The sequence below is a fragment of the Anatilimnocola aquadivae genome, from assembly GCF_049819085.1.
Classification (GTDB): Bacteria; Planctomycetota; Planctomycetia; order Pirellulales; family Pirellulaceae; genus Anatilimnocola.
Genome location: NZ_CP187419.1, coordinates 752,487 through 773,670 on the forward strand (window position 1 = coordinate 752,487; position 21,184 = coordinate 773,670).

The 21,184-nt window shown below is 59.2% G+C and carries 15 protein-coding genes and 1 tRNA gene; 11 read left to right on the forward strand and 5 right to left on the reverse strand.

Features of this window, described 5'->3' with window-relative positions:
* Nucleotides 1–61: 61 nt before the first annotated feature.
* The gene (locus tag NA78x_RS02930; RefSeq protein ID WP_425616923.1) at nucleotides 62–463 is read right to left on the reverse strand and encodes a hypothetical protein; all 402 of its coding nucleotides are present in this window, start codon (nucleotides 461–463) and stop codon (nucleotides 62–64) included.
* A gap of 166 nt (nucleotides 464–629) precedes the next feature.
* The gene (locus NA78x_RS02935; protein WP_425616924.1) at nucleotides 630–1,031 is read right to left on the reverse strand and encodes a hypothetical protein; all 402 of its coding nucleotides are present in this window, start codon (nucleotides 1,029–1,031) and stop codon (nucleotides 630–632) included.
* Between the two features lie 238 nt (nucleotides 1,032–1,269).
* On the opposite strand from NA78x_RS02935, the gene NA78x_RS02940 reads away from it, so the two are divergent.
* From NA78x_RS02940 to NA78x_RS02950, 3 genes are all read left to right on the forward strand, one after another.
* Nucleotides 1,270–1,866, forward strand: a complete 597-nt coding sequence (locus NA78x_RS02940) for an ECF-type sigma factor (RefSeq protein WP_425616925.1) — start codon at nucleotides 1,270–1,272, stop codon at nucleotides 1,864–1,866.
* Between the two features lie 121 nt (nucleotides 1,867–1,987).
* Nucleotides 1,988–4,366 (forward strand): protein kinase domain-containing protein, encoded by a 2,379-nt coding sequence (locus NA78x_RS02945; RefSeq protein ID WP_425616926.1) that lies wholly within the window; start codon nucleotides 1,988–1,990, stop codon nucleotides 4,364–4,366.
* 6 nt (nucleotides 4,367–4,372) lie between these two features.
* The gene (locus NA78x_RS02950; RefSeq protein WP_425616927.1) at nucleotides 4,373–5,428 is read left to right on the forward strand and encodes a formylglycine-generating enzyme family protein; all 1,056 of its coding nucleotides are present in this window, start codon (nucleotides 4,373–4,375) and stop codon (nucleotides 5,426–5,428) included.
* Here the strand turns inward: NA78x_RS02950 and NA78x_RS02955 are convergent.
* Nucleotides 5,410–5,482: transfer RNA gene (locus tag NA78x_RS02955), tRNA-Ala, on the reverse strand. The genes NA78x_RS02950 and NA78x_RS02955 overlap by 19 nt on opposite strands.
* Nucleotides 5,483–5,577: 95 nt before the next feature.
* Nucleotides 5,578–6,342: a ribonuclease III gene (rnc, locus tag NA78x_RS02960; protein WP_425616928.1), complete on the reverse strand. Its 765-nt coding sequence runs from the start codon at nucleotides 6,340–6,342 to the stop codon at nucleotides 5,578–5,580.
* 84 nt (nucleotides 6,343–6,426) lie between these two features.
* Here rnc and NA78x_RS02965 point away from each other — a divergent pair, with 84 nt between their 5' ends.
* The 5 genes from NA78x_RS02965 (at nucleotide 6,427) to NA78x_RS02985 (ending at nucleotide 13,279) form a co-directional block, all read left to right on the forward strand.
* A complete protein-coding gene (locus tag NA78x_RS02965) occupies nucleotides 6,427–7,401 on the forward strand; it encodes a D-2-hydroxyacid dehydrogenase (protein WP_425616929.1) in 975 nt (324 codons plus the stop codon).
* A gap of 159 nt (nucleotides 7,402–7,560) precedes the next feature.
* On the forward strand, nucleotides 7,561–9,075 hold the full coding sequence (locus NA78x_RS02970; protein WP_425616930.1) for a hypothetical protein: 1,515 nt from the start codon (nucleotides 7,561–7,563) through the stop codon (nucleotides 9,073–9,075).
* A gap of 393 nt (nucleotides 9,076–9,468) precedes the next feature.
* Nucleotides 9,469–10,989, forward strand: coding sequence for a Do family serine endopeptidase (locus NA78x_RS02975; protein ID WP_425616931.1), 1,521 nt, complete (start codon nucleotides 9,469–9,471; stop codon nucleotides 10,987–10,989).
* 171 nt (nucleotides 10,990–11,160) lie between these two features.
* The gene (locus tag NA78x_RS02980; RefSeq protein WP_425616932.1) at nucleotides 11,161–11,958 is read left to right on the forward strand and encodes a hypothetical protein; all 798 of its coding nucleotides are present in this window, start codon (nucleotides 11,161–11,163) and stop codon (nucleotides 11,956–11,958) included.
* Nucleotides 11,959–12,028: 70 nt separating this feature from the next.
* Nucleotides 12,029–13,279, forward strand: a complete 1,251-nt coding sequence (locus NA78x_RS02985; protein WP_425616933.1) for a Gfo/Idh/MocA family protein — start codon at nucleotides 12,029–12,031, stop codon at nucleotides 13,277–13,279.
* Nucleotides 13,280–13,562: 283 nt separating this feature from the next.
* Here NA78x_RS02985 and NA78x_RS02990 read toward each other — a convergent pair whose 3' ends face one another.
* Nucleotides 13,563–15,251, reverse strand: coding sequence for a hypothetical protein (locus tag NA78x_RS02990; RefSeq protein WP_425616934.1), 1,689 nt, complete (start codon nucleotides 15,249–15,251; stop codon nucleotides 13,563–13,565).
* Nucleotides 15,252–15,972: 721 nt separating this feature from the next.
* On the opposite strand from NA78x_RS02990, the gene NA78x_RS02995 reads away from it, so the two are divergent.
* From NA78x_RS02995 to NA78x_RS03005, 3 genes are all read left to right on the forward strand, one after another.
* Nucleotides 15,973–19,155, forward strand: a complete 3,183-nt coding sequence (locus NA78x_RS02995) for a pilus assembly protein N-terminal domain-containing protein (RefSeq protein WP_425616935.1) — start codon at nucleotides 15,973–15,975, stop codon at nucleotides 19,153–19,155.
* A 115-nt stretch (nucleotides 19,156–19,270) separates the two neighbouring features.
* A complete protein-coding gene (locus tag NA78x_RS03000) occupies nucleotides 19,271–19,846 on the forward strand; it encodes a hypothetical protein (RefSeq protein WP_425616936.1) in 576 nt (191 codons plus the stop codon).
* A gap of 54 nt (nucleotides 19,847–19,900) precedes the next feature.
* A complete protein-coding gene (locus tag NA78x_RS03005; RefSeq protein WP_425616937.1) occupies nucleotides 19,901–20,842 on the forward strand; it encodes a tetratricopeptide repeat protein in 942 nt (313 codons plus the stop codon).
* The last annotated feature ends 342 nt before the right edge of the window (nucleotides 20,843–21,184 follow it).

Below are 21,184 nucleotides of genomic sequence, written 5' to 3' on the forward strand. Positions count from 1 at the left end.
GCGACGCTTGAGAGGTTCCTCGGCCACTACGGAATGGACAACTTCCGGGTACTACGGGGCATTACTGCTTTACCCAAATTGCCTTGCTGCCACCAACTAGTTGCAACTCTTTCACCTTACCGTCTTTATCGCGTGCGATGTTATATCGCTCACCTTTGAAAGGCCCTTCAGCGAACTGGATAAAATAAACGTTTGGCTTGTCTCCCCCTGGGGCGTCCACTCCCTGACTACAAGCCCAATCACCCTCCCCCTTCAGCACAAACCTCCAAGGGCCGGCTTCCATTTTTGCATCATCCGACTTCCGAATCTTCATCTCCCCCCCAGACTTCTCCTGATAACTTCCCTCAATCCCTTTGAAGTTTTCGGCTAAGTCGTTAGCAGAGGCAAACGACGCAGCGGCCAAAAGTGTGAAGAGTCCCAGAACAAATGTTTTGATCATTGTGTTTCCCCAGTTCAGTTTCATTGATGTGATACCGCAAGGGCGAACGCATTTTGGATCGGGCCACTTCCTTTGCAACAAGAGTTCCTGGCACCATTTTCCTTTCGGCATCCTCCAAGCGCCATCCCCCGCCCGTCAAAATTGGCGGATCACTTACAAATATTCGGCTGCCGATGTGCGGAACGGACGTTTACTTCCGACGCATAACCCATGTTTGCAATTCTTTAGTGTCCGAGCCTTTCACATACTCTTTCAAGAACACCAGCTTACCTTCGGAATCCCGTACGAGGTGGAGTTCGTGACCGGGGTAAGGAGATTCTTTCCCGAAAGTTAGAGTATACGTCCTCGGTCCATTGTTCGGCGGTTGGATAAAACCAGCCGCACAAGGCCAACTTTTACCAGCTTTGTTGCTCCAGACATAAGGACCAGCTTCTCCCTCTTTTGCCTCAGCAATCTCGATGTAATGATAGTCGTTCTTCGGAAAGTCAAGCTCCCATTTTCCCACAAGGTCCTTGTAATTGGGGTCGGCAGCAGAGGCAAACGACGCAGCGGCCAAAAGTGTGAAGAGTCCCAGAACAAATGTTTTGATCATTGTGTTTCCCCGGTTCAGTTTCATAGATGTGATGCCGAAAGTGGCGAGCTGCAGGCCGGATGAACCAATCCGGGCTCACAATCTGAATGTTCAAATACGCCTCAAGTCCGACAGGCAACTGCCAGGTTTTTTGGGAAGTCGCTGGAAAAACACCTCCTCCCGTGCTACCCTGGCCGTTCTGAAACACTTGGCCTGTCAGGTGTTAGGGCTGCGGTCGACTATCGCCGGAAAATGAACTGTGGATAGCCAATCCGTCACCGGCTGGATCGACCAGCTTTCAGCAGGGGATGGCCAGGCGGCCGAACACTTGTGGCGGCACATTTCCGTGCGGTTGGAGGAGTTTGCTCGGCAGAAGCTCGACGTACAGACCCGCCGGCGTTACGACGAATATGATGCGGCGAATAGCGCGTTTCACAGCCTCTGCAGCGGCTTGGCTGATGGCCGCCTAGAAGCCGAGAATCGAGACGCTTTCTGGGGTCTATTGGCCGTCATTACCTCTCGAAAAATCTCGGCCCAGCGGCGATCTGCGAATCGTCAGAAACGAGGGGGAGGGGCGGAAGGCGGAGAATCTGGATTTGGCGCTGCGGGCATCAACGCGGTCAAAGACAACCAGCTGGCACCCGATGTCCTGGCGGAAGTTTCAGGAAGTTGCGACCAACTGCTCAATGCCATCCCTGACGAGGCGATGAAAACGATCGTGCTGCTCAAGTTTCAGGGGGCCACGAATGGAGAAATCGCCGAGGAAATCAAGTGTACTCGGCGAACCATCGAACGAAAGCTGGAACGAATTCGACGAATTTGGGTGGAAGCGGGACTGCATGATGGCGAGCAGTAACATGGGCGGCGTTCAGTTTCAGCATGAGCGAAAAATGTGAAAAGAGTGACCGGTCGTTCTGTCGGACTCGACTGCCGTTTGACCATTCAGGGCTACGAGTACTGCCATTGGTTGTAATCTCATGAATGACCCGACGATCAGGAATCCCGCCTACCGGTCACTGACTGACCAGCAACTCTCTGAGATTGACGAGTTTTGTGACCGTTTTGATCAGGAGTTGGTGACCGGGGCCAGTCCGCGCATCGAGTCGTTTCTGGCAGAGGCTCCGGAGGTGGCGCAGGACGGACTGCTGGTCGAACTTCTGGCCATGGAACTCGAATACCGGATTCGGCAAAGTGAGGCGCCTCGACCGGATGACTACATCCTACGATTTCCCCAGCAGGGAGGCGTCATCGCGGGGGTGTTTTCCGGTTCGAAAAGAAACCAATTCTGCGACGATCGTACCAATCTGAGCGAAAGTCAGACCGCCCCATCGGCTGAGGTGGCGACGCAATCCGCACTCAGTCATCCCCCAGAACTGACCAATACAGAGCAGACCGCTACGGGCGAGACATTGTCGACGGGCCCGCTCAGTACGGTCATGGATGTCGGCGGCCAGATTGGTCCGTACAAGTTGCTCGCCAAGTTGGGCGAGGGCGGCATGGGGGCTGTTTACCAGGCGCGGCATACTAAGCTCGGCAAGTTGGTGGCCCTGAAGATCCTGCCCCAGCATCTCCTCACCCGGTTCGATGCCCTGTCTCGGTTTGAGCGCGAGATGCTGGCTGTCGGATCGCTGCAACACCCGAACATTATCCAGGCTCTCGACGCCGGTGAGATCACCGGCATGCATTACCTGTCGATGGAGTACGTCGAGGGCCAGGACTTGCAGCAGTTCATCCAGACCAAGGGCACCATGTCTGTGGACAATGCCTGCCAGGCGATCCGGCAGGCGGCCCAGGGGTTGGCAGCGGCTCACCAGCTGGGTCTCGTGCATCGCGACATCAAGCCCTCCAACCTCTTTGTGTCGAAACAGACCGGCCAGATCAAGATCCTCGACATGGGGCTGGCACTCCTGGCGCAGGAAGAAACTCCCGCCGCATTGACCACCACTGGGCAGTGCTTCGGCACGCCCGACTACATGGCTCCCGAACAATGGAACGACTCGCACACCTGCGATGCAAGGTCCGATCTGTACTCGCTGGGTTGCACGCTGTACTTCCTGCTGACGGGTCGACCGCCGTACCACAGCTACACCCACCGCTCTGCTGCCAACAAGATGAAAGGGCATATGCTGGACGCCATCCCTGACCTCGCGCTGGCGCGTCCCGATGTACCAGCGGAAGTCGTCGCAATCTATTTGAAACTGATGGCGAAGACTCCGTCCGACCGGTTTGCCTCAGCAGATGAACTGGCCACCGCCTTGTCTCCCTGGGGCAAGGCTCTGCCCGCTCCCTCGGCTCCGGCAGCGGCCCCAAAGTTCCAGGCGGTCGCCAAACCTCTCGCTGGCCAGAGTTCCCCTCTCCGCCGACCGTTATCGCGGTGGTTGCTCGCCGCCGGCGGAGCCGCTGCGCTCGTGCTGCTGCTGGGTGTGATCATCATCACGATCACGAACAAGGATGGCACACAGACGAAGATCGAGGTTCCCGACACTTCGCAGATCGAGATCACGAAGCAGAGCGACAACCCTCCCGCCACCGCGAAGCCTGGGCCGCCGACGTTCAAGAACAGCATCGGCATGGAGTTCGTGCTGGTGCCGAAGGGCAAGTCGTGGCTGGGCGGCGGCGTGGACAAGCCGGGCGACCAGGAGGTGGTGATCCCGGCGGACTTCTACTTGGGAAAGTATCAGGTCACGCAAGGGGAGTGGGAGGAAGTGATGGACGACAACCCCAGCTCCTTCTCGCGCTACGGCGCGGGCAGGCATGCAGTGAAGGACATCTCGGATGCGGACCTGAAGCGGTTCCCGATGGAATCGGTTTCGTGGGATGACTGCCAGCTGTTCGTGGCCCGGCTGAACGCGAGGGAGAAGGACACCGGATGGGTGTATCGGCTGCCGAAGGAAGTCGAGTGGGAGTACGCGTGTCGGGGCGGCCCGCAGTCGGACCAGCAGGAGAGCGCCTTCGAGTTTTACTTCGCGAAGCCGACGAACACGTTATTGCCGGGTCAGGCGAACTTCGGAACCCGGAACGAGCGGTCCTTGAACCGGACGTGTCCGGTGGGTTCGTATCAGCCGAATGTGCTGGGATTCCATGACATGCATGGAAATGTCCGCGAGTGGTGCGACGACACGCATAAAGGCGTCGATGGAGCCTTGCTTCGCGTGGACCGGGGCGGCTCCTGGTTCAACGGCCCCACACACTGCCGGGCGGCGTTCCGCTACGCGAACCCGCCTTCGTTACGGCTGAGCCACCAAGGCTTGCGCCTGGCTGGAGTTCCTTCAACTGAAGCGAAGACGCCGTCCCCTGCGATTGCGCCGTTCAATACCGAGCCAGCCCAGCAACATCAGGCAGCGTGGGCCAAGTAGCTGAACGTGCTGGTCGAGCACACCAACAGCATCGGCATGACGTTCCGCCTCATCCCGCTCGGCGAGTTCCTGATGGGGAGCACGCCGGAGGAAATAGAAGCAGCGTTGAAGCGGCCTGGGCTACGGGCACATTTACAGTTCTGGCGAGAGCACATCGAGAGCGAAGGTCCGCAGCACAAAGTGGTTCTCACAAAGCCGATCTACCTCGGGGTGACTGAGGTAACACAGACGCAATACGAGCTGATGATGGGGACCAACCCGTCCTACTACTCGGCCACGGGTCAAGGGAAAGAGGCGGTCGCCAACCTGGAGACCGGCAATTATCCGGTGGAAATGGTGAGCTGCAACGAATCGGCTGAGTTCTGCGCCAAATTGAGCCAGCTGGAGAAGCTGAAGCCGCTCAACATCCATTCCGATCAAACGGTGATGTCGCTGGAAGGGACCGGCTACCGACTGCCAACGGAGGCGGAATGGGAGTTTTTCTGCCGGGCCGGGACCACGACGCGGTTCTGGAGCGGCGATCAGAACGAAGACCTGGTTCGGACTGGCTGGTGCTTCAGCAACGCTGGCGGCCGCACGCATGCTGCCCGCGAGTTGAAAGCCAATCCGTTCGGATTGTCAGACCTGCATGGCAACGTGTGGGAATGGGTGCAGGACGGCTGGGATCCGAAGTTCTATGGGCAGTTTCAAGGGAATGTCGCAACGAACCCATTCAGCCCACTTTCCGCCAGCTCCATGCCGATGCGCCGGGGCGGAAGTTTTATGCAAGTCCCGGAGTTGGTCCGCTCGTCGAGCCGCCACTGCTATCACACAAACGCCGAGGCGGGGTTCCGTGTAGTGTTGGTTGCTGACGCCGTGAAGGAACTGATGGGCAAGACGGAGGCGGAAATAAAGGGGTCAGGAACATCTATTGGCGCTCCTGGGCAATCGAAACAGAAAATGCACCTCCTCGCCCTGGGAGAACAAACGGTTCAGGATCAAAATCGAGACGCTGACCAACAAAAAAAGCCCGCTGCGATCAACTCGCAACGGGCTTTGAAAAGTGGACACGATGGGAGTTGAACCCACGACCTCTGCATTGCGAACGCAGCGCTCTCCCAACTGAGCTACGTGCCCTCATTCAGCGGACTGAAATATAACACAGCCCTTGGTACCAGTGTAGAGGCGAATTTGCCGGGCCAGTTTCGCGACCGGCGAAGTTGGACCGGCAATTAGTCGGACGGATACGTGGCCGCTTCGCCCTTAATTTCGGACAGCGCGTTGCAGGCCGCGCGCTGCTCGGCTTCTTTCTTATTGCGGCCCCAGGCTCCCTGATATCGCTGACCGCCGACCTGGGCAACGATCTTGAAGCACTTGCTATGATCGGGCCCTTTCTCGTCGAGCAAGTGATAGGTCGGCGTGCTGCCAAACTCGCGCTGGGCCAGTTGCTGCAGCAGCGACTTGTAGTTGCCACCAAGCTCACCGGCAGCTGCCAGTTCGATTTCGGGCCCAATGAAAGCCGTCACAAATTGGCGGGCGGCGGGCTCGCCACCATCCAGATAGACAGCAGCGATGAGCGATTCGAACACATCGGCCAGCAGCGACGGCGGCACCGAAGGATGCGTCGACATCCCTTTGCCAAGCACGAGGAACTCTTGCAGACCGAGGGCTTCGCTGACCTTGGCGCACGTTTGCCGACTCACGACGACCGACTTGATCTTGGTCAAATCGCCTTCGAGGAATTCGGGAAACTGGCGAAAGAGCAGCTCGCAGACGACGAAGCCCAAAATGGCATCGCCGAGGAACTCGAGCCGTTCGTTCGAGGCTAGCCGATGCTCAGCGCCCGAAGCATGTGTGAGCGCCGAGCGAAGGATCGCCTGATTGTGAAATTGATAGCCGATGCGGCGTTCACAACGTTCCAGCAGCGTTTCGGCGACGTCGCCGTCCGGCGTCGCAGGTGGTGCTTCGTTGTCCATTACTGGGATTTCGTCGGTCATGAAGAGGTGTCCCCTACTGTCGCAAACCTATATCTGGAAATATCTTTTGTCAATGTAAAGTTCTCGCTCTGCGTCAGGATTGCCATGCGAATTGTCCTTTGCTACCCGGTTGAAGATCGTCACTTACAGCAAATTCAAGCTGCCGCGCCCGGTTGCGAGGTTTGCAACGCTGGACAGGAACGTATCGCGCACGAGCTTCTCGACGCCGATATATTCTGCGGCCATGCCAAGGTCCCAGTTCCTTGGCCAGCCGTGGTGAAGCAGGGACGACTGCAGTGGATTCAGTCTTCGGCGGCGGGACTCGACCATTGCTTGACGCCGAAAGTCATCGACTCGCCGATCATTGTCAGCAGCGCTTCAGGACTCTTTGCCGATCAGGTCGCCGAGCAAACCTTCGCGCTCATGTTGGGTTTACTCCGCAGCTTGCCGACGTTCTTTCGCGCGCAGCAAAAGTTTGATTTCACCCGCCGACCCACTGGCGACTTACATCACAAGACGGTTGGCATCGTTGGCCTCGGTGGCAACGGCACTCGCATTGCCGAAGTGCTACGGCCTTGGAAAGTGCGGATCCTGGCGACCGATGTTTTCGCCGACGAAAAGCCGGACTGTGTCGACGAACTCTGGCCCGCCGATCAACTGCCGCAGCTGATGCAGGCTTGCGATATCGTGATTTTGTGCGTGCCGCTCAACGAGCAAACGCATCATCTGATTGGCGCTAAAGAACTGGCCCAGATGAAAAAGGGCTCGCTCCTCATCAACGTGGCGCGCGGGCCGGTGATGGATGAAACTGCTCTCATCGCTGCGCTGCAGTCGGGCCATTTAGCAGGCGCGGGGCTGGATGTAACCGAAGTCGAACCGCTCCCGGCCGAGAGTCCGCTCTGGACGCTTCCCAACGTGATCATCACGCCCCATGTCGGCGCACAGGCGAAACGCCGCGTCGATGACAGCACCGATTTGATCTGCGAGAACCTGCGACGATATCTGGCTGGCAAATCGCTCCTCAACAAGGTCGACAAGCGACTCGGCTATCCCACTCCCGCAGCGCGACGTGGCGAGTGACCGCAAGCGACTGCGATACCTTAGCAGTGCAAATGGTGCCAACTCCGATTACGATACGGTTCTTGGCAGATAGTTAGATGGCTACGGGCAGCCAGAACCGGGCGATCTTGAGAAGCGCGAACATGGGGCGGTGACTTTCAGCCCGGACGGAAGAAAGCAATGACGGCGGTTACGCTCGCTTGCCCGCATTGTGCGGGAAATATTCAGGTCGATACGGACTACGCCGGACAACAAGTGGGTTGTCCGTTGTGCCACAACGCGCTGATGCTGCCTCCGATCGAGGTGCTCGCTCAGTTTTTGGCCGCGGCCGCACCTGCCTATCAGCCACCACCGCAAGAGCCGGTGTTCACTCTCGGTTGTCCGGTTTGCAACAACCCTCTGCAAGTGACGGCGGCAATGAGCGGTCACCAGGTGGGCTGCCCCAGTTGCAACACGCCGATCATGGTGCCGCCACTCTCTTGGCCCGGACAGCAGCCTGGTGCGCCCTCGACCGAGGTCGCTGCCGAAGCGGTCGTTGAGCAAGCTCTAGCGGTCGAGCCCGAGCCGGATGTGCACTCGATGTTGCCTCCCGGAGCTGCACCACTGCCGCTTCCGCCCGCGGCAATGCCGCCCCCTGCGGTGCCAAAGCCAGCTGCGCCCACCCGCGAAGTGCCTGCCCGGGAACAGCCGAGCCGCGTTCCTCCTACTCGCTCGCCATCCACGGCACCGTCGCCTGGCGCTGATCGCATGCCGCCCGGCGCTGATCGCATGCCGCCGTCACGTGCGCCGAGTACAGCGCCGAAAAGCCCCGCAGCCGAAGCAACTCGCAGTGAGCGCTCGCCGCCAGCCACCGAGCGGGTAGTTTCCGGCGCTGGTCGGATGCCACCTGGCGCTGATCGTCTGCCGCCGAAACGGGAAGCACCGAAGGTTGACGATCGGCTACCACCGACCAGCAGCGAGTTGAGCGCGCCCAAGCCAGACGATCGACTGCCGCCGCCGCGCAGGCCCACCGTCGAACCTCGGCCAGAAACAATCGAGGCACCTTCGAAGCCAGCTGCTGCCACTCAGAACATTCCGCCAACGGCTGCAATCGACGATCTGTTGCCGCCGGGGGCACTTCCGCCGGAGGTCGTACCGCCGCTGCCTTTACCTGCTGCTTCAGCGAGCGCCGAACCGTCGCCAGCACCGGCACCAAGCTCCAATGTCGATGCGTTTCTTCCGCCCGGCGCTGCACCGGCAATGCCGTTGCCGGTAACACTTCCGTCTGAATCTTCTGCCGCAGGCTCCTCAGCACTCGACCAATTGCTCCCGCCCGGCGCGACGGATCTCCACACGGCTGCAGTCGGTCAGCCTACCTCCCCGCAACCGACTCGCCTGGTCGACTCGCTGCTTCCGCCGGGAACTGCGGCGGGCCTTGGTTCGCCGAATGCACCTGGATCAGAAGTTCCTCTTCCGGTGAGTTCTGGTGGTCCGCTGCGACCGGTCTTGGTCCCCGGGCAAACGCCAGCCAAGCCTGGAGTCGATGCCCTGCAGGTGCAAGGTCGCGAGGGTAAGAAGCCTCGCGGCGAAGAAGAAATGGAGATTCGCAAGCTCACGGACAAAGAGCGTGCCAGTCGCCGATTGCGCCGTAACGCGGTGATGGTGACGATCCTGCTGGGAATTCTGTTCGCTGTCTTTTATTGGATGTCGCGATAGCATCGGCTGCCATTTCGAGCTGCCATTTTTGAGGACGCGCCGACCGTTTCTTCTTCCGGTTTTGGCACGTCAGCTGCTTTTTAGTACTCCGCTGGAATGCGGCTCTGTCATTTTGGCGTTGAGCCGTTCTGGCCATCGTTGCAAACGGAAAAAGTGCGGTCGTCCGCAGAATCTTCTCTGCGGTTTTTATCGCCTTTGGTAGCAAGAACCGGTAGCAACGGCCAAGCGTACTAATTGGGTGGAGTGGACTTTTTCTTTAAAGCGAGCGGTTGTGGCAGCGAAAACGGAGTTCGTTTTTGAGCTGTGCTCGGTCGCTTGATCCAGGGACACGAAGGAGGATTGATCATGCAGAGTTCGGCTTCTCATATATTCTCTCGCTGGGGAATGGGCTCAGTGCTAACGATAGCCACACTGAGTTCGGCGAGTTACTTTCTGAACTCCGTCGGTTCGTTGACGGCTCAGAACTCGCCGCCTGTGGCAGCTTCGCCACAAGCCCGCGAGAACCTCACTCACGCCAACGCGCTGTCGCAAGCCTTTCGCGCTTCGTCGAATCGCGTGTTGCCAGCAGTCGTCGCCATTCAGAACGTCGTTCAGCCCAAGCTGGTTCAGCGTGAGATGCCACGTCGCGCGCCGCGACAAGCTCCTGGCATGCAACGGCCGGGCATGGAAGAACTCGATCCGCTGCTGAAGCGGTTCTTCGAGGGCATGCCAGACATGGAAGAGATGCAACCAGAACAGCCTCGCGGCAATCGCGAGAGCAGCGGCTCGGGCGTGATTATTGATGCCAGCGGAATCATTCTTACCAACAATCACGTCGTCGCCGGTGGTGGCAAGTTGCGGGTGAAGTTGCACGATGGTCGCGAGTTTGACGCGGTCGACGTAAAGACTGATCCGAGCACGGACCTCGCTGTGATCAAGATCAAAGCGAATGCTCCGCTGCCGTTTGCGGAACTGGGCGACAGCGATCAGATGATGATCGGCGATTGGGTGCTCGCGCTCGGTCAGCCTTTCGGTCTGCAAGACACCGTGACTGCGGGCATCATCTCGGCCAAGGGGCGCGATATCGGCATCACTCGCCACAACGAGTTTTTGCAAACCGATGCCGCGATCAATCCGGGCAACAGCGGTGGTCCGCTCGTCAACTTGGAAGGTAAAGTCATCGGCATTAATACCGCGATCAGTTCGAGCAGCGGTGGCTTTCAAGGGATCGGCTTTGCCGTGCCTGTGAATGTTGCCAAGTGGGTTAGCTCGCAGTTGCTCAAGGATGGTTCGGTTCATCGCGCTTACCTGGGCGTCGGCATTCAGCCCGTCGATCAAGCTTTGGCCGAACAACTGGGCCTGAGCACGTCGCAAGGCGCTCTCATCACCGACGTGCAGAAGGATTCTCCGGCTGCAGCCGCCGGCATGAAGTCGCAAGATGTGGTCGTCGAGTTTGCTGGCCAGCCTGTGACGAGCCCGCGCCAACTGCAGGCAGTCGTGGGTCGTGCTACGCTCGGCAGCACGCAGCCCCTCGTGGTATTGCGAGATGGCAAACGCGTGACGCTGCAAGTGAGCGTGCGTGAACAGCCGAAGAATTACGGCGAACGTATTGCCCAGGAAGAGACCGGCGTCGCCAAGCCCGAATCGTCAACCTTCGAAGACCTCGGGATGGAAGTGGCTCCGCTGACACCGGAACTGGCCAAGAAGCTGGACGTCTCGGCAGAGAGTGGTGTGGTTGTCACCGACGTCGAGAGCGGCAGCATGGCAGCTCAAGCGGGCATTCAGCAGGGGAACGTCATCACCCAAGTTGGTCGCACCCCGGTGCAGAACGTCGAAGAGTTCACGGCTGCCGTGAAGAAGGCCGATCTCGCGAAAGGCCTGATGGTGCTGGTCAAGAGCGATGAAGGATCCCGCTTTGTCGTCCTGAAGAAGTAGTTGCTAACACTCGCGCACGGCGCTCAACCCGTCAGCGCGAGGATGTGTCCGATTCGTTCGTTCATTCCGGGCGAATCCTCCACGGGCCCGGCAGATCTCGTCGATCTGCCGGGCTTTTTTTGTGCGCTGGCATCGGCAATAACGAATCGCATGCTAAACCGACGCTCCTTCTTGCAATCCATCCCGCTTGTCTTCTTATTGGGCGATGCCTTCGGTGGGCGAGATGCGCTCATACGAAATTCGCCTCGCGATGTTGCCAAGCGACTATTCCTGGAGGTGCAATCTCGACCTTGGGAAGAATTGCTTCAACACGCTTCGGACAAGATCTGGCATCAGCAAGCGGTGGCCATCAAACAGTTAGCGACCGTCGGCGAGCAACTTGGTTCGCTGAATGAGTTTCTCGATCTGCTCGGAATGGACGAAGTAGCGTATCGCCAGGCAGATGAGCGCCAATTGGTGCGAGCCTTCATTAGGGCTATGGACAAAGAGTTGCAAGAGAATCGAGAGTCGTTGCAGGACGCAAGTTTGGATTACATCGGCGAATTCCACGAAGACGAGACGCGTGTGCACATCCTCTACCGATTGCGTGGGGCGAGTGTCTGGCCATCGATTCGCCCAAGCGTGCTGCAATTGATTTTGGTCGACGACGAATGGCAAGCCGATTGGAATGAGCCAGCGGGGCGCATTCGCTACGCAGCAATTGCGCACCGCCAAGTGCCTACGATCACAATTGATGTCCTCACTGCGCTCTCGCACGACCAGTTCCAGCACTTTTTGTGTCGCGCCAATTGTCAGTTCGAGAATGAACGAGTGGCTCCCGTTTTTTGTTGTACTTGGCCGGAGGAAAGTCCCGATGCGGTCAAAATGGCCAGCAGCGATTTCGGTCCTCTCAAGAGTTTACTCACGGAACAACTCGCGACTGGCACTGCCAGGTTGTTGGAGATGGCTTCGCGGACTTCAGGAAAGTAGAGCAATTGCGACGCTGTAGAAAGACTGACACAATCAGCGGCAACTAACTCACTCTCTCCGGAGTTCCACTATGCCTTCGCGTCGTCAGTTTCTGCATTCATCGGCCGCGGTCTCCACCGCCCTATTGGCCGCGGCTGCCAACCTTGAGTCGGCTCGTGGTTTTGCCGCGAACGATACCTTGCAAGTCGGTTGCATCGGCACGGGTGGACGTTGCCGCAAACTGATGGAATCGCTGCGCACGATTCCCGGCGTGAAGATCACCGCTGTCTGCGACGTGTGGGACCAGCACCTGGAAGCAGGCAAGAAACTGGCTGATCCCAGCGCGTTCGCCACCAAGTATCACCACGAACTGCTGGCTCGCAAGGATGTCGATGCTGTCCTCATCGGCTCGCCCGATCACTGGCACGTGCCGCTCACGATTGATTCGTGCGCCGCGGGCAAAGACGTCTACGTTGAGAAGCCACTCACGCACGATCTGGCCGAAGGTCAAAGCGTGATCGATGCGCAGAACAATCACAAGCGCATCGTGCAGGTCGGTATGCAGCAGCGGAGCATGCCGCACATCGCTAAGGCCCGCGAGATCATTCAGTCGGGTGAAATCGGAAAAGTGGTGAAGGTTCACCTGACCTGGAACCGCAATACCTCACGCGCGACAGCCAACAAGTTGGGCATTGATCCCAAGTCGGTCGATTGGAAGAAGTTCGTTGGTAACGCGCCGCAGCAGGAGTTCAACGAATACAAGTTCCGCAATTGGCGCTGGTTCTGGGATTTCGGCGGCGGCATCTTCACCGACCTGATGGTTCACTGGATCGATGTCGCGCACTGGATCCTCGATCTGGATCATCCGCTCACTGCGGCCAGCATCGGCGACTTTCATCATGCGGCGGGCATCTGGGAAACCCCCGACACCGTGCAAACGCTGCTCCGCTATGCCGATCCCAAAGCTGTGGTCGGCGAGAGCCCCGCGGCGATTCAGGCTTACTTCGAAGGGACGTTTAGCAATGCTCGCAACGCCGCGATGATTGAGTTCATGGGGACCGAAGCCAGCATCTATATCGATCGCGGCCGTTACGAACTCATCCCCGAGCGCAAGAGCAAGCTCAAACCCAGCGAATGGGTTCTCAATGAAGGAATGCCACGTGGCGCCGACTTCTATCCTCAGCCCGACGGCGAATTGCTCCATCTGATGAATTGGGTCGAGTGCGTCCGCTCGCGCAAGAAGCCCACGGCTCCCGCCGAAGCGGGCGTGACCTCAGCAGCGGCCGCGCAGTTGGCCAACCAATCGCTGCGGAGCGGCCAGATCGCCCACTGGGGCAAATAGCAGAAGCTTGAGCCTCAAGAAAAGACAGACCGTCGCACAGCGGTTATGCGACGGTCTGGGTTTCGGGGAGGGAGCATTGGCGCCCCTGGTCTAGTCGCACAGCTGCCTTCGCAACAGGTACGCAGGCAGCCGTGCAGCAAGTGGCAGGTTCTAACCGCAGCGGCCAGCGACTGCCGTTGCGATCAAACCCATCTAAAACATAGGTCGATATTTCGGCGGTGCAGAGATATTGCCAGAAAAACAGAAGATTTTCTGGCCGGGATTTTTGTGTTACGAGCAGGGTTTAGCGGAAGCCGCCATCGTCGTCTCCACCACCACCATTATCGCCGCCGCCACTTCCACCACCACCGTAGCTACCGCCATACAGCAGCGCCAGTAGCGCCAGATCTTGAGCGGTCATGGCACCGTGCGAGTAACCCGAAACAGAATCAGCGGCCTCGCCTGTCGTGTAGACGTTGTTGTAGCTCATCAGCAGCAGATTGCTGCCGCCAGTCACGGTATCGCTACCTGGGTTGGCTGAGACAACCGCCGATACTGCAGACGGGGCGACATAGATATAGTCGTCGCCGTCGACGCCATCGATGGCCATGCCATTTTCGACACTAAACACACCGAGCAGTTTATTGCCGACACGGACGCGGACCAGGCCATCGACGACCGGGCTCACGAGAATCGCTTCGCTGGCCTCGGTGCCGCTAATCAGCAGCTTGCCATCGACAATGCTGGCCGCTGGTTGCGTGGCGCTACCAGGGGTATGCAAGTTGGCCAGCAGCAACTGCTGCAGTCCATTCACCACCGTATTTCCGGTCGTGTTTACCGTCACCAGCGAGCTATCGCGGTATCTCCAGCGTCCGGTGCCGCCGCCACCTCCGCCACCACCACCACCGCCACCGGAAGACGGTGGGCGAGTCTGGCCATTCTCGAAGTTGATAAACCGTACTTCGACTACGGCGGGATCAGCGAAAGGTGGGATCGGCACACCGGTGGTCGGTAGCAATGGAGTGAAGTTGTTCTTGGGCGTTACATTCGACTCGGTGTGGATGTCGTAGCCAGTCCCGCCATCGACTTGCGAATCCAGTTTGATCGTCGTCGATTGGAAGTACGCGGTGTCGTCACCGGCACCTAGGTCCCACAAAACGTGATTTGAAGTCATCCCCGTGGCACTGACCGTATCGTTGCCGTTGCCGGTGAGAAGCCAAAAGCTGCTCTGCGCCTGAGTTGTTCGGGTAGCACCGATACTCACCGGACCGCCGGGAGCATTCGTGACAATGACGCGGTCGTTGCCATCGCGAGTTTCCATGGACCGAGCGAGATTGACTGGGGCAGTCCAGTTGTTTTCGTTTGGCGACAAACCAACGTGATCGACGATGGTCGTGTTAACGATGGTGATATCATCGTTGCCGTTACCACCCAGGTAGCCAAAATGGCGGCCTACAAAAATGGGGCCGCCGCGCCCCATGGTGATTACGGGCGCTTGAGCGGGCACTGCGGCCGGAACATCTTGGCCGCCCCAGACCTTCAAGTCGCGAGACAGACGCAAGTAAGTGATATCCAGCGAATCTTTGGCACCAAATCCCAAGTCGAAGTTGGCATCTCGAAATTGGATTGCCGTGTTCGAAGCCGGCGCGCTTTGATTGAAAACAACTCGGTCGTCACCATCTTCCGATTGAATCGTCAGGTCGATGGTATTGGGAATCGCAGGCAGGTTAATCGTCGAAAAGGTTGCGCCGGTTGTTCCAATGCGGAACAAAGTTCCGGTATCTCCCGATGACCCCGTGTTAACCGACGACACTCGCAGCAGTGTGTTCGAACCCGAGTTTCCTTGGAACGTAACCGAAATGCCATTATTGGCAGCGTCACCCACGAACCGGATCTCGGTGGCGGAAATAAGGATGTTCACGATGCCCGCCATTAGTTGACGGTCTTCGAGTTGCTCGACGCCCAGTGGTCGCTTCCGCCTCAATCCAGACATTGCTACTACTCCAGTCGGTATTCAAGCCCTAACCCTCAACATCATGCTCTGACGTGGAGATTATGCCAAGTGTTTGACACCGAAAATCGAAAATAACCCTCAAGTTTGGTCTAACTGCCACATTCGCGGCAGTTGGAAGACCACCCATCTCATTTGACGTAAGTCCAGCAAGACCGCCACTCGTTTGGGAGCATTCATTCACAACCGCACGAGGTTTGTGAACGCGCCCGAGCGCCAATCCCGAGAGTTATGGCACCTGCTGTTCACAAACCTCCTCTGTTCGTGAACGCCCCCCAAAGGAGCGAATTGGTACTTACGTCAATTGGCCCGCTCGCCGTCGCTACGATCCGCAGCCACTTGAGCTGTTTTGCCGCAGGTCTCAGTCTATTTCGCATACCCCCACGGTGCGACCTCATTTTCCGGCACGAACCAATTTACCGGCACAATTTCTCAATTGGATTGGGTGGGTGATTCGATAGGAGATTGGCAGGGATTGGGCTGCGAGAGGAGCGCGCGGGGATGCGCGGGAATCGAAGCAGCCGAGTAGCAACGAGAGTTAGCGCGGGTGGATGAGGCCGGTGATTGGACAACGGCCGAGTCGTGAAGGCCTGCGGCGAGAGTGAAACCTATCCTGCACCGAGTCATGGAAGACAGCTGATTGCCTGCCGGGGACCCAGTTTCTGGGAGGGCGGGCAAGCAGAACACTTAGAGGGGGAAGACGATGCTTGGATCGTCACGTAAGCGTCGGGCGCGGAGCGCTCGCCGTTGGCAACGTTGGTTGGCCGCTTCGCTCTGCACGGCCAGCTTTCTGAGCGGCCACGTGCTGTTCGGAGAAGAGCCCAACTCGCCAGCTGCGAAGAAGCCGCTGCAGCGCGTCTCCATCAACGCCGTTCGGGCTGCCGATAGCGCAGTGCCTACTGCGGAGAAAGCTGCCGAGAAGTCTATTCCGACAGCTGAGCACGCGCTCGCTACGGAGCCCGTGACTTCGTCGCGCAAGACAGCCGGCCAAGCGTCGGCGGTTCAGCCCGCTGCGCATGTCGATGAAACGGCGACCGAGAAGCTCTCGTCGACCAAGAACAAAACCGAACTGAAGCCGCCGCCGCTCAAGCTCGCGCCGACCAAACTGGCCGAAGCGAAGCCCGCGCTGACACCAGCTCCTGCGCAGGCCGCAGTTCCACAGCTGACACCGCCGCCGACTCAAGCGACGAATCCGCTGCCCCCGATTCTGTCGGGCAAAGATGCGCCGAAGCGCCCGAGTCGCCTGGCCCCCAATGCGCCCGCAGCGGCACCAACACCAGTAGCTCCCGTTGCGACAACGCAACCCCAGAGCACGCCGCCCGCGACCATTCAAGCTTCGACGCGCCGCGAAACAACACCAGTCGCAGCAGCACCCGTTGCTCCTGCCGCGAGCAAGCCCGCGCCGATTAAGCCCGTGACTGAACTGGCCACGAAGGAATCGTCGGCACCGGCGACGCTGCCACCGACCACGCTCGCGCCGAGTGCTCCCAGCCCGTGGATGCAGGACATTCGCCAGCTGATCGACACCACGCCCGGTGCGAAGAAGTTCACTTCGCCGCCGAGTGCCCCAACACCCAGCGCACCAATTATGAGCGCACCCGCTGCGTTCAGTGCCGCGCCGGTTGCTCCGGCGAAGAACACCACGAGTTCAGCTCCCGCGATGAGCGCTCCGGCGACTTACTCGCCTGCCAACTATCCGTCGACGAATTACCCGTCCACGAATTATCCCCAGACCAACTTCGCCAGTCGCACACCGGCTGCTGCTCCGCTGTCGACCGCTGCCCAACTGCCTCGTCCGCTGAGCCAGGTTGCTCCGGTCGCTGGCATCGATTCGCCCAGCAATCGCCACGCCCAATTCGCGGGCGGAGTGCAGAGCAGCGATACATCTGGCAACTCCGCTCCCGGGACCGGCCCGAACGACGAGTACGATCCGAATGCCGATTACCCGGAGACAAAGTACACGCCCAACACGTTCAGCGGGCCGACGAACTTCGCTCCGGTGAAGCCCGCCGAGCCGACTCCGGCGAACTTCGCGCCGATCAGCGCTCCGACTTTCAACAGCCCAGCTCCGCAGGCCACGTTCTCGAACACGTTGCCCGCGAATGCCATTCCGTCGAATCCTCAGCCAGTCACCAGCCAGGCTGCATCACTGCCTTCAACATCACTGCCGCCGAGCAAGCGTTTTCCTTTAGCTCCGACCAGCGATCGCACGCCCGCACAGCCCGTGGCTTCGTCCTCGGCTGTTCGCGCTCAGGCCTTCGATCCAGCGAACAATCACGAGACAGAACAACCGCAGGCGTTCCCAGCGCCACGTGCTCCGCAGACCCGTTCGCAACCAGTCCACTTCGCGAACCAACCGGGCGCACCCGCACCGAAACCGCTCAATCTGGCTCCGATGGCCGACCCGCTGGAAGGCGATGCCATGCTGCGGGCCAACAGCCCGTTCGAAGTCATCGATCAAACCGGTGCGGTCCAAGTGATGGTCCGCCGCAGCAAGCTGCTTCGCACCAAGGTCGACATCTACCGCACGGCGGTCGTCGACGACTCGATCTGCGACGTCGTGCAGTTCACACCCCGCGAAATCTCGTTGATCGGCAAGAGCCAAGGTTCGACGCACGTCACCTTCTGGTTCGACGATCCGAACATGCAGCCTGTGACCTACCTCATTCAAGTCGTACCCGACGTGGCTGCGGTGCAGGTTCAAGAAAACACCTACAAGATGCTGCAGGACGTGATCAACGAAATGTTCCCCGACAGCAAGATTCAACTGCTGCTCGTGGCCGACAAGCTGATCATTCGTGGCCAGGCCAAAGACAGCGAAGAGGCGGCTCAAATCGTTGCCCTCATCCGCAGTCAATCGGGTGGTGCCAACGGCAACACCAACGGTCTGGGGGGCGGCTTCGGCGGCGGGCTCAGCGAAGGTGCAGCGGCTCAAGTCCTCAGCGATAGTGCCACGGGCGCTTCGCAGCGGTCGCGGTTGCAAGTCATCAACATGCTGCGTGTCCCTGGCGTCCAGCAAGTGGCCCTGCGAGTGAAGATTGCCGAAATGAATCGCTCGGCCGCTCGTGGCTTTGGCGTCGACGTCAAGGGTCACATCAACTTCACCGACAATCCCGACGGTAGCCAGCTGTTCCTGCAATCGATGCTCAACGTGGCCGGCGGTGCTGGTCCCGCGTTGCTCACGCAACTCGATGGCGACGACATTCAGGTCGGCGTCCGTTACTTGCAACAGCACGGCATCCTGCGACTGCTGAGTGAACCGACGCTGGTCACCATGAGCGGCACGCCAGCGACGTTCATCGCCGGTGGTGAGTTCGCGGTTCCCACGCTCGTGGGTTCGGCCGGTCTGAACGCCGTGACGAGTGACTTCCGCGCCTTCGGTGCCATCATCAGCTTCATGCCGACGGTGGTCGACAAGGACCGCATTCGCTTGCAAGTCTCGCCCGAGTTCAGCCAGATCAACTCGGCCCTGACCGTGAACAACACGCCCGGATTGAAGGTGCGAGCCGCGACCACGACCGTCGAAATGCGGGAAGGTCAAACGCTGGCCATCGCGGGCTTGCTCGAAGACAACATGAACGGCACGAACGTGGGCGACTTGCCTTTCCTGGCTCGCGTGTTCGGCCGCCGCGACATGACCCGCAACGAAACGGAACTCTTGATCCTCGTCACACCGGAACTGGTGCAAGCGATGGAAGCCGAAGAGGTACCGCCGCTGCCAGGCTTCGACGTGACCGAGCCGACGAGTGCTCAGTTCTTCCTGCATGGCCGACTGGAAGGAACCCCGACGCAAGACTATCGCAGCACGGTCTGGCCCCGCCTGAAGAAACGCTACGGAGCCGGCGGTCCCGCCATGACCAGCGGACCGTTTGGACATGGACAGTAGGAGAGAAGTTCTGAGTTCTGAGTTTAGGGTTCTGAGACAAGATTGATCTCAGAACCCACTCGGAACTCACTTCCTGTCTCAAAACTCAGAACTCAAAACTCAAAACTGTACTCCCATGAAACACACCATTCAGTTCCTTGCCATCCTGGCTACGGTCGCCCTGAGTGCCGCGTCATTCAGTGGCTGTGCCTGGGACGACTTCGATCGGCAAGCCAACGGCCATCATGGCCGCTACGCTCGCCAGGGCGGGCCCGGCTACGACCGGCCGTTCCCGATCGGTCAGGTCAGCGATTCGTTCTGGGAAACCCAGCAAACGAACGCCGAAGCGGCCGACTTCACGTTCTACGATCATGAGTTCCGCGGCGATACGGCCGAGTTGGCCCCGGGTGCCAAGCGGCATCTGGAGAGCGTGGCGATGCGCCTGGAACACGTGCCGTTCCCGATCGTGATCGAGCAGAGCCAGCACAATGCCAAGCCGCAACTCGATGCCGCTCGTCGGCAGACGATTGTGATGCACCTGAATCGCATGGGTATCACCGGCGCGGACGAACGGGTCGTAGTCGCGGGTGCCTTCGCCGAAGGCTTCACCGGCATCGAAGCCGAACGCTCGTACTACAACGGCATCCTCAGCGGCTCCTTCGGCGGCGGCGCCGGCCGACGCTTCGGCGGCACCGGCGGCGTCTACCGCTAAGCACCAGCGAGCAAGTTTTTTGGTTTTGCTCAAACCCAAGAACGGACCACCACGATGCGAAACACACTTTCTCATAATCGGCTTTTGCTGCTCCTGCTTGCTCTCGTTGCCACGCACACCGGTTGCGCGAGCATGCCGGGCAAGGATTGGTTCAGCAAGCCCGACTGGTTCAGTAAAAAGTCGGACCTCCCTTCGCCGGGTGCCACGGTCAGCAAGAACAGCGGCAGCAAGCCCGAGGAAATGTCGCAGCCTACAGCGATGGAACTGGCCCGCGGTCGCAACTTCGAGCGCTCGGCCCAGTGGGACAAAGCGCGCAAGGTGTACGAAGACCTGCGTAAAAAGGAACCTGAGAATCCAATCATTGCTCACCGCCTGGGCATCGTAGCCGATAGCCAACGTCGTCACGGTGAAGCTGAGCAACTGTTCCTGTTTGCTGCTCAACGTCGTCCGCAAGACGCGCAAATTTTGTGTGACCTCGGTTATTGCTACTACCTGCAAGGCTCGCTCGAACAGGCCGAGCCCTACCTGCGCCAAGCGGTCACGCTGCAGCCAGCGAACGCTCGCTTCCGTAACAACCTGGGCTTGGTTCTGGGACACATGGGTCGAGTCGATGAAGCCCTCGTCGAGTTCCGCGCTGGCGGCAACGAAGCCGATGCCATGTTCAACCTGGCGTTCATCTACGCCTCGCAGGATCGCGTCGATGATTCGAAGGTCTGCTTCCGCAAGGCTTTGGCCATTGACCCGACTCACCGCCGTGCTCGCGAGGCTTTGGCCTCGTTCGAAGACTACGAGAACAAACCAGCGGCACTCCGTGATGCCGAAGTCGATCTGGCCGAAAAGGGTGGTCGTTGGGTTCCCTATCAAGAGGCCGCAGGCGGCGGGGTGATGCAGGCGTCGGCCCAGACGCCGCTCCCCTCCGCCCGTGACGCCAGCAAGGCAACCCGCGCCTTGCAGCAGCAGTCGCGAGGCCTCGCCAATCAACAGAGCTTCCAGTAATGCGGAACATCTGGTTCACCTGTCAGTAATGACGCGTCCAACATTGCGACGGATGCCGTAACCGCTTCATCAGAAGCTTGAGCCAAGGGTGCGACCCAGCCCCTTGGCTCGCTTCGTTGGTGGGCGAAGCCCGTGGAATCTGACCAGTTGCCGAACAGGCATTTTTGATAACTTTTTGCGCGATATTCGCTGCGTCTTCGCGTCTGCTGTAAGTCATTGCGATTTCTTGCCTTAGGCCTTCCAGGACGACCGATTTGCCCGTCATTTTGGCGTTCGCGCGATAACCGCTTGATAACCATTCTGGACCTTCTGAACAGGGGCTGAACAGGCCCTGATCGCGGG

Bases quoted from the DNA above. Each gene is read 5' to 3' on its own strand.
- NA78x_RS02995 (WP_425616935.1), top strand. From the start codon at position 15,973: ATGCTTGGATCGTCACGTAAGCGTCGGGCGCGGAGCGCTCGCCGTTGG.
- NA78x_RS02945 (WP_425616926.1), top strand. From the start codon at position 1,988: ATGAATGACCCGACGATCAGGAATCCCGCCTACCGGTCACTGACTGAC.
- NA78x_RS02930 (WP_425616923.1), bottom strand. From the start codon at position 463: ATGAAACTGAACTGGGGAAACACAATGATCAAAACATTTGTTCTGGGA.
- NA78x_RS02985 (WP_425616933.1), top strand. From the start codon at position 12,029: ATGCCTTCGCGTCGTCAGTTTCTGCATTCATCGGCCGCGGTCTCCACC.
- NA78x_RS02990 (WP_425616934.1), bottom strand. From the start codon at position 15,251: ATGTCTGGATTGAGGCGGAAGCGACCACTGGGCGTCGAGCAACTCGAA.
- rnc (WP_425616928.1), bottom strand. From the start codon at position 6,342: ATGACCGACGAAATCCCAGTAATGGACAACGAAGCACCACCTGCGACG.
- NA78x_RS02935 (WP_425616924.1), bottom strand. From the start codon at position 1,031: ATGATCAAAACATTTGTTCTGGGACTCTTCACACTTTTGGCCGCTGCG.
- NA78x_RS03005 (WP_425616937.1), top strand. From the start codon at position 19,901: ATGCGAAACACACTTTCTCATAATCGGCTTTTGCTGCTCCTGCTTGCT.
- NA78x_RS02965 (WP_425616929.1), top strand. From the start codon at position 6,427: ATGCGAATTGTCCTTTGCTACCCGGTTGAAGATCGTCACTTACAGCAA.
- NA78x_RS03000 (WP_425616936.1), top strand. From the start codon at position 19,271: ATGAAACACACCATTCAGTTCCTTGCCATCCTGGCTACGGTCGCCCTG.
- NA78x_RS02970 (WP_425616930.1), top strand. From the start codon at position 7,561: ATGACGGCGGTTACGCTCGCTTGCCCGCATTGTGCGGGAAATATTCAG.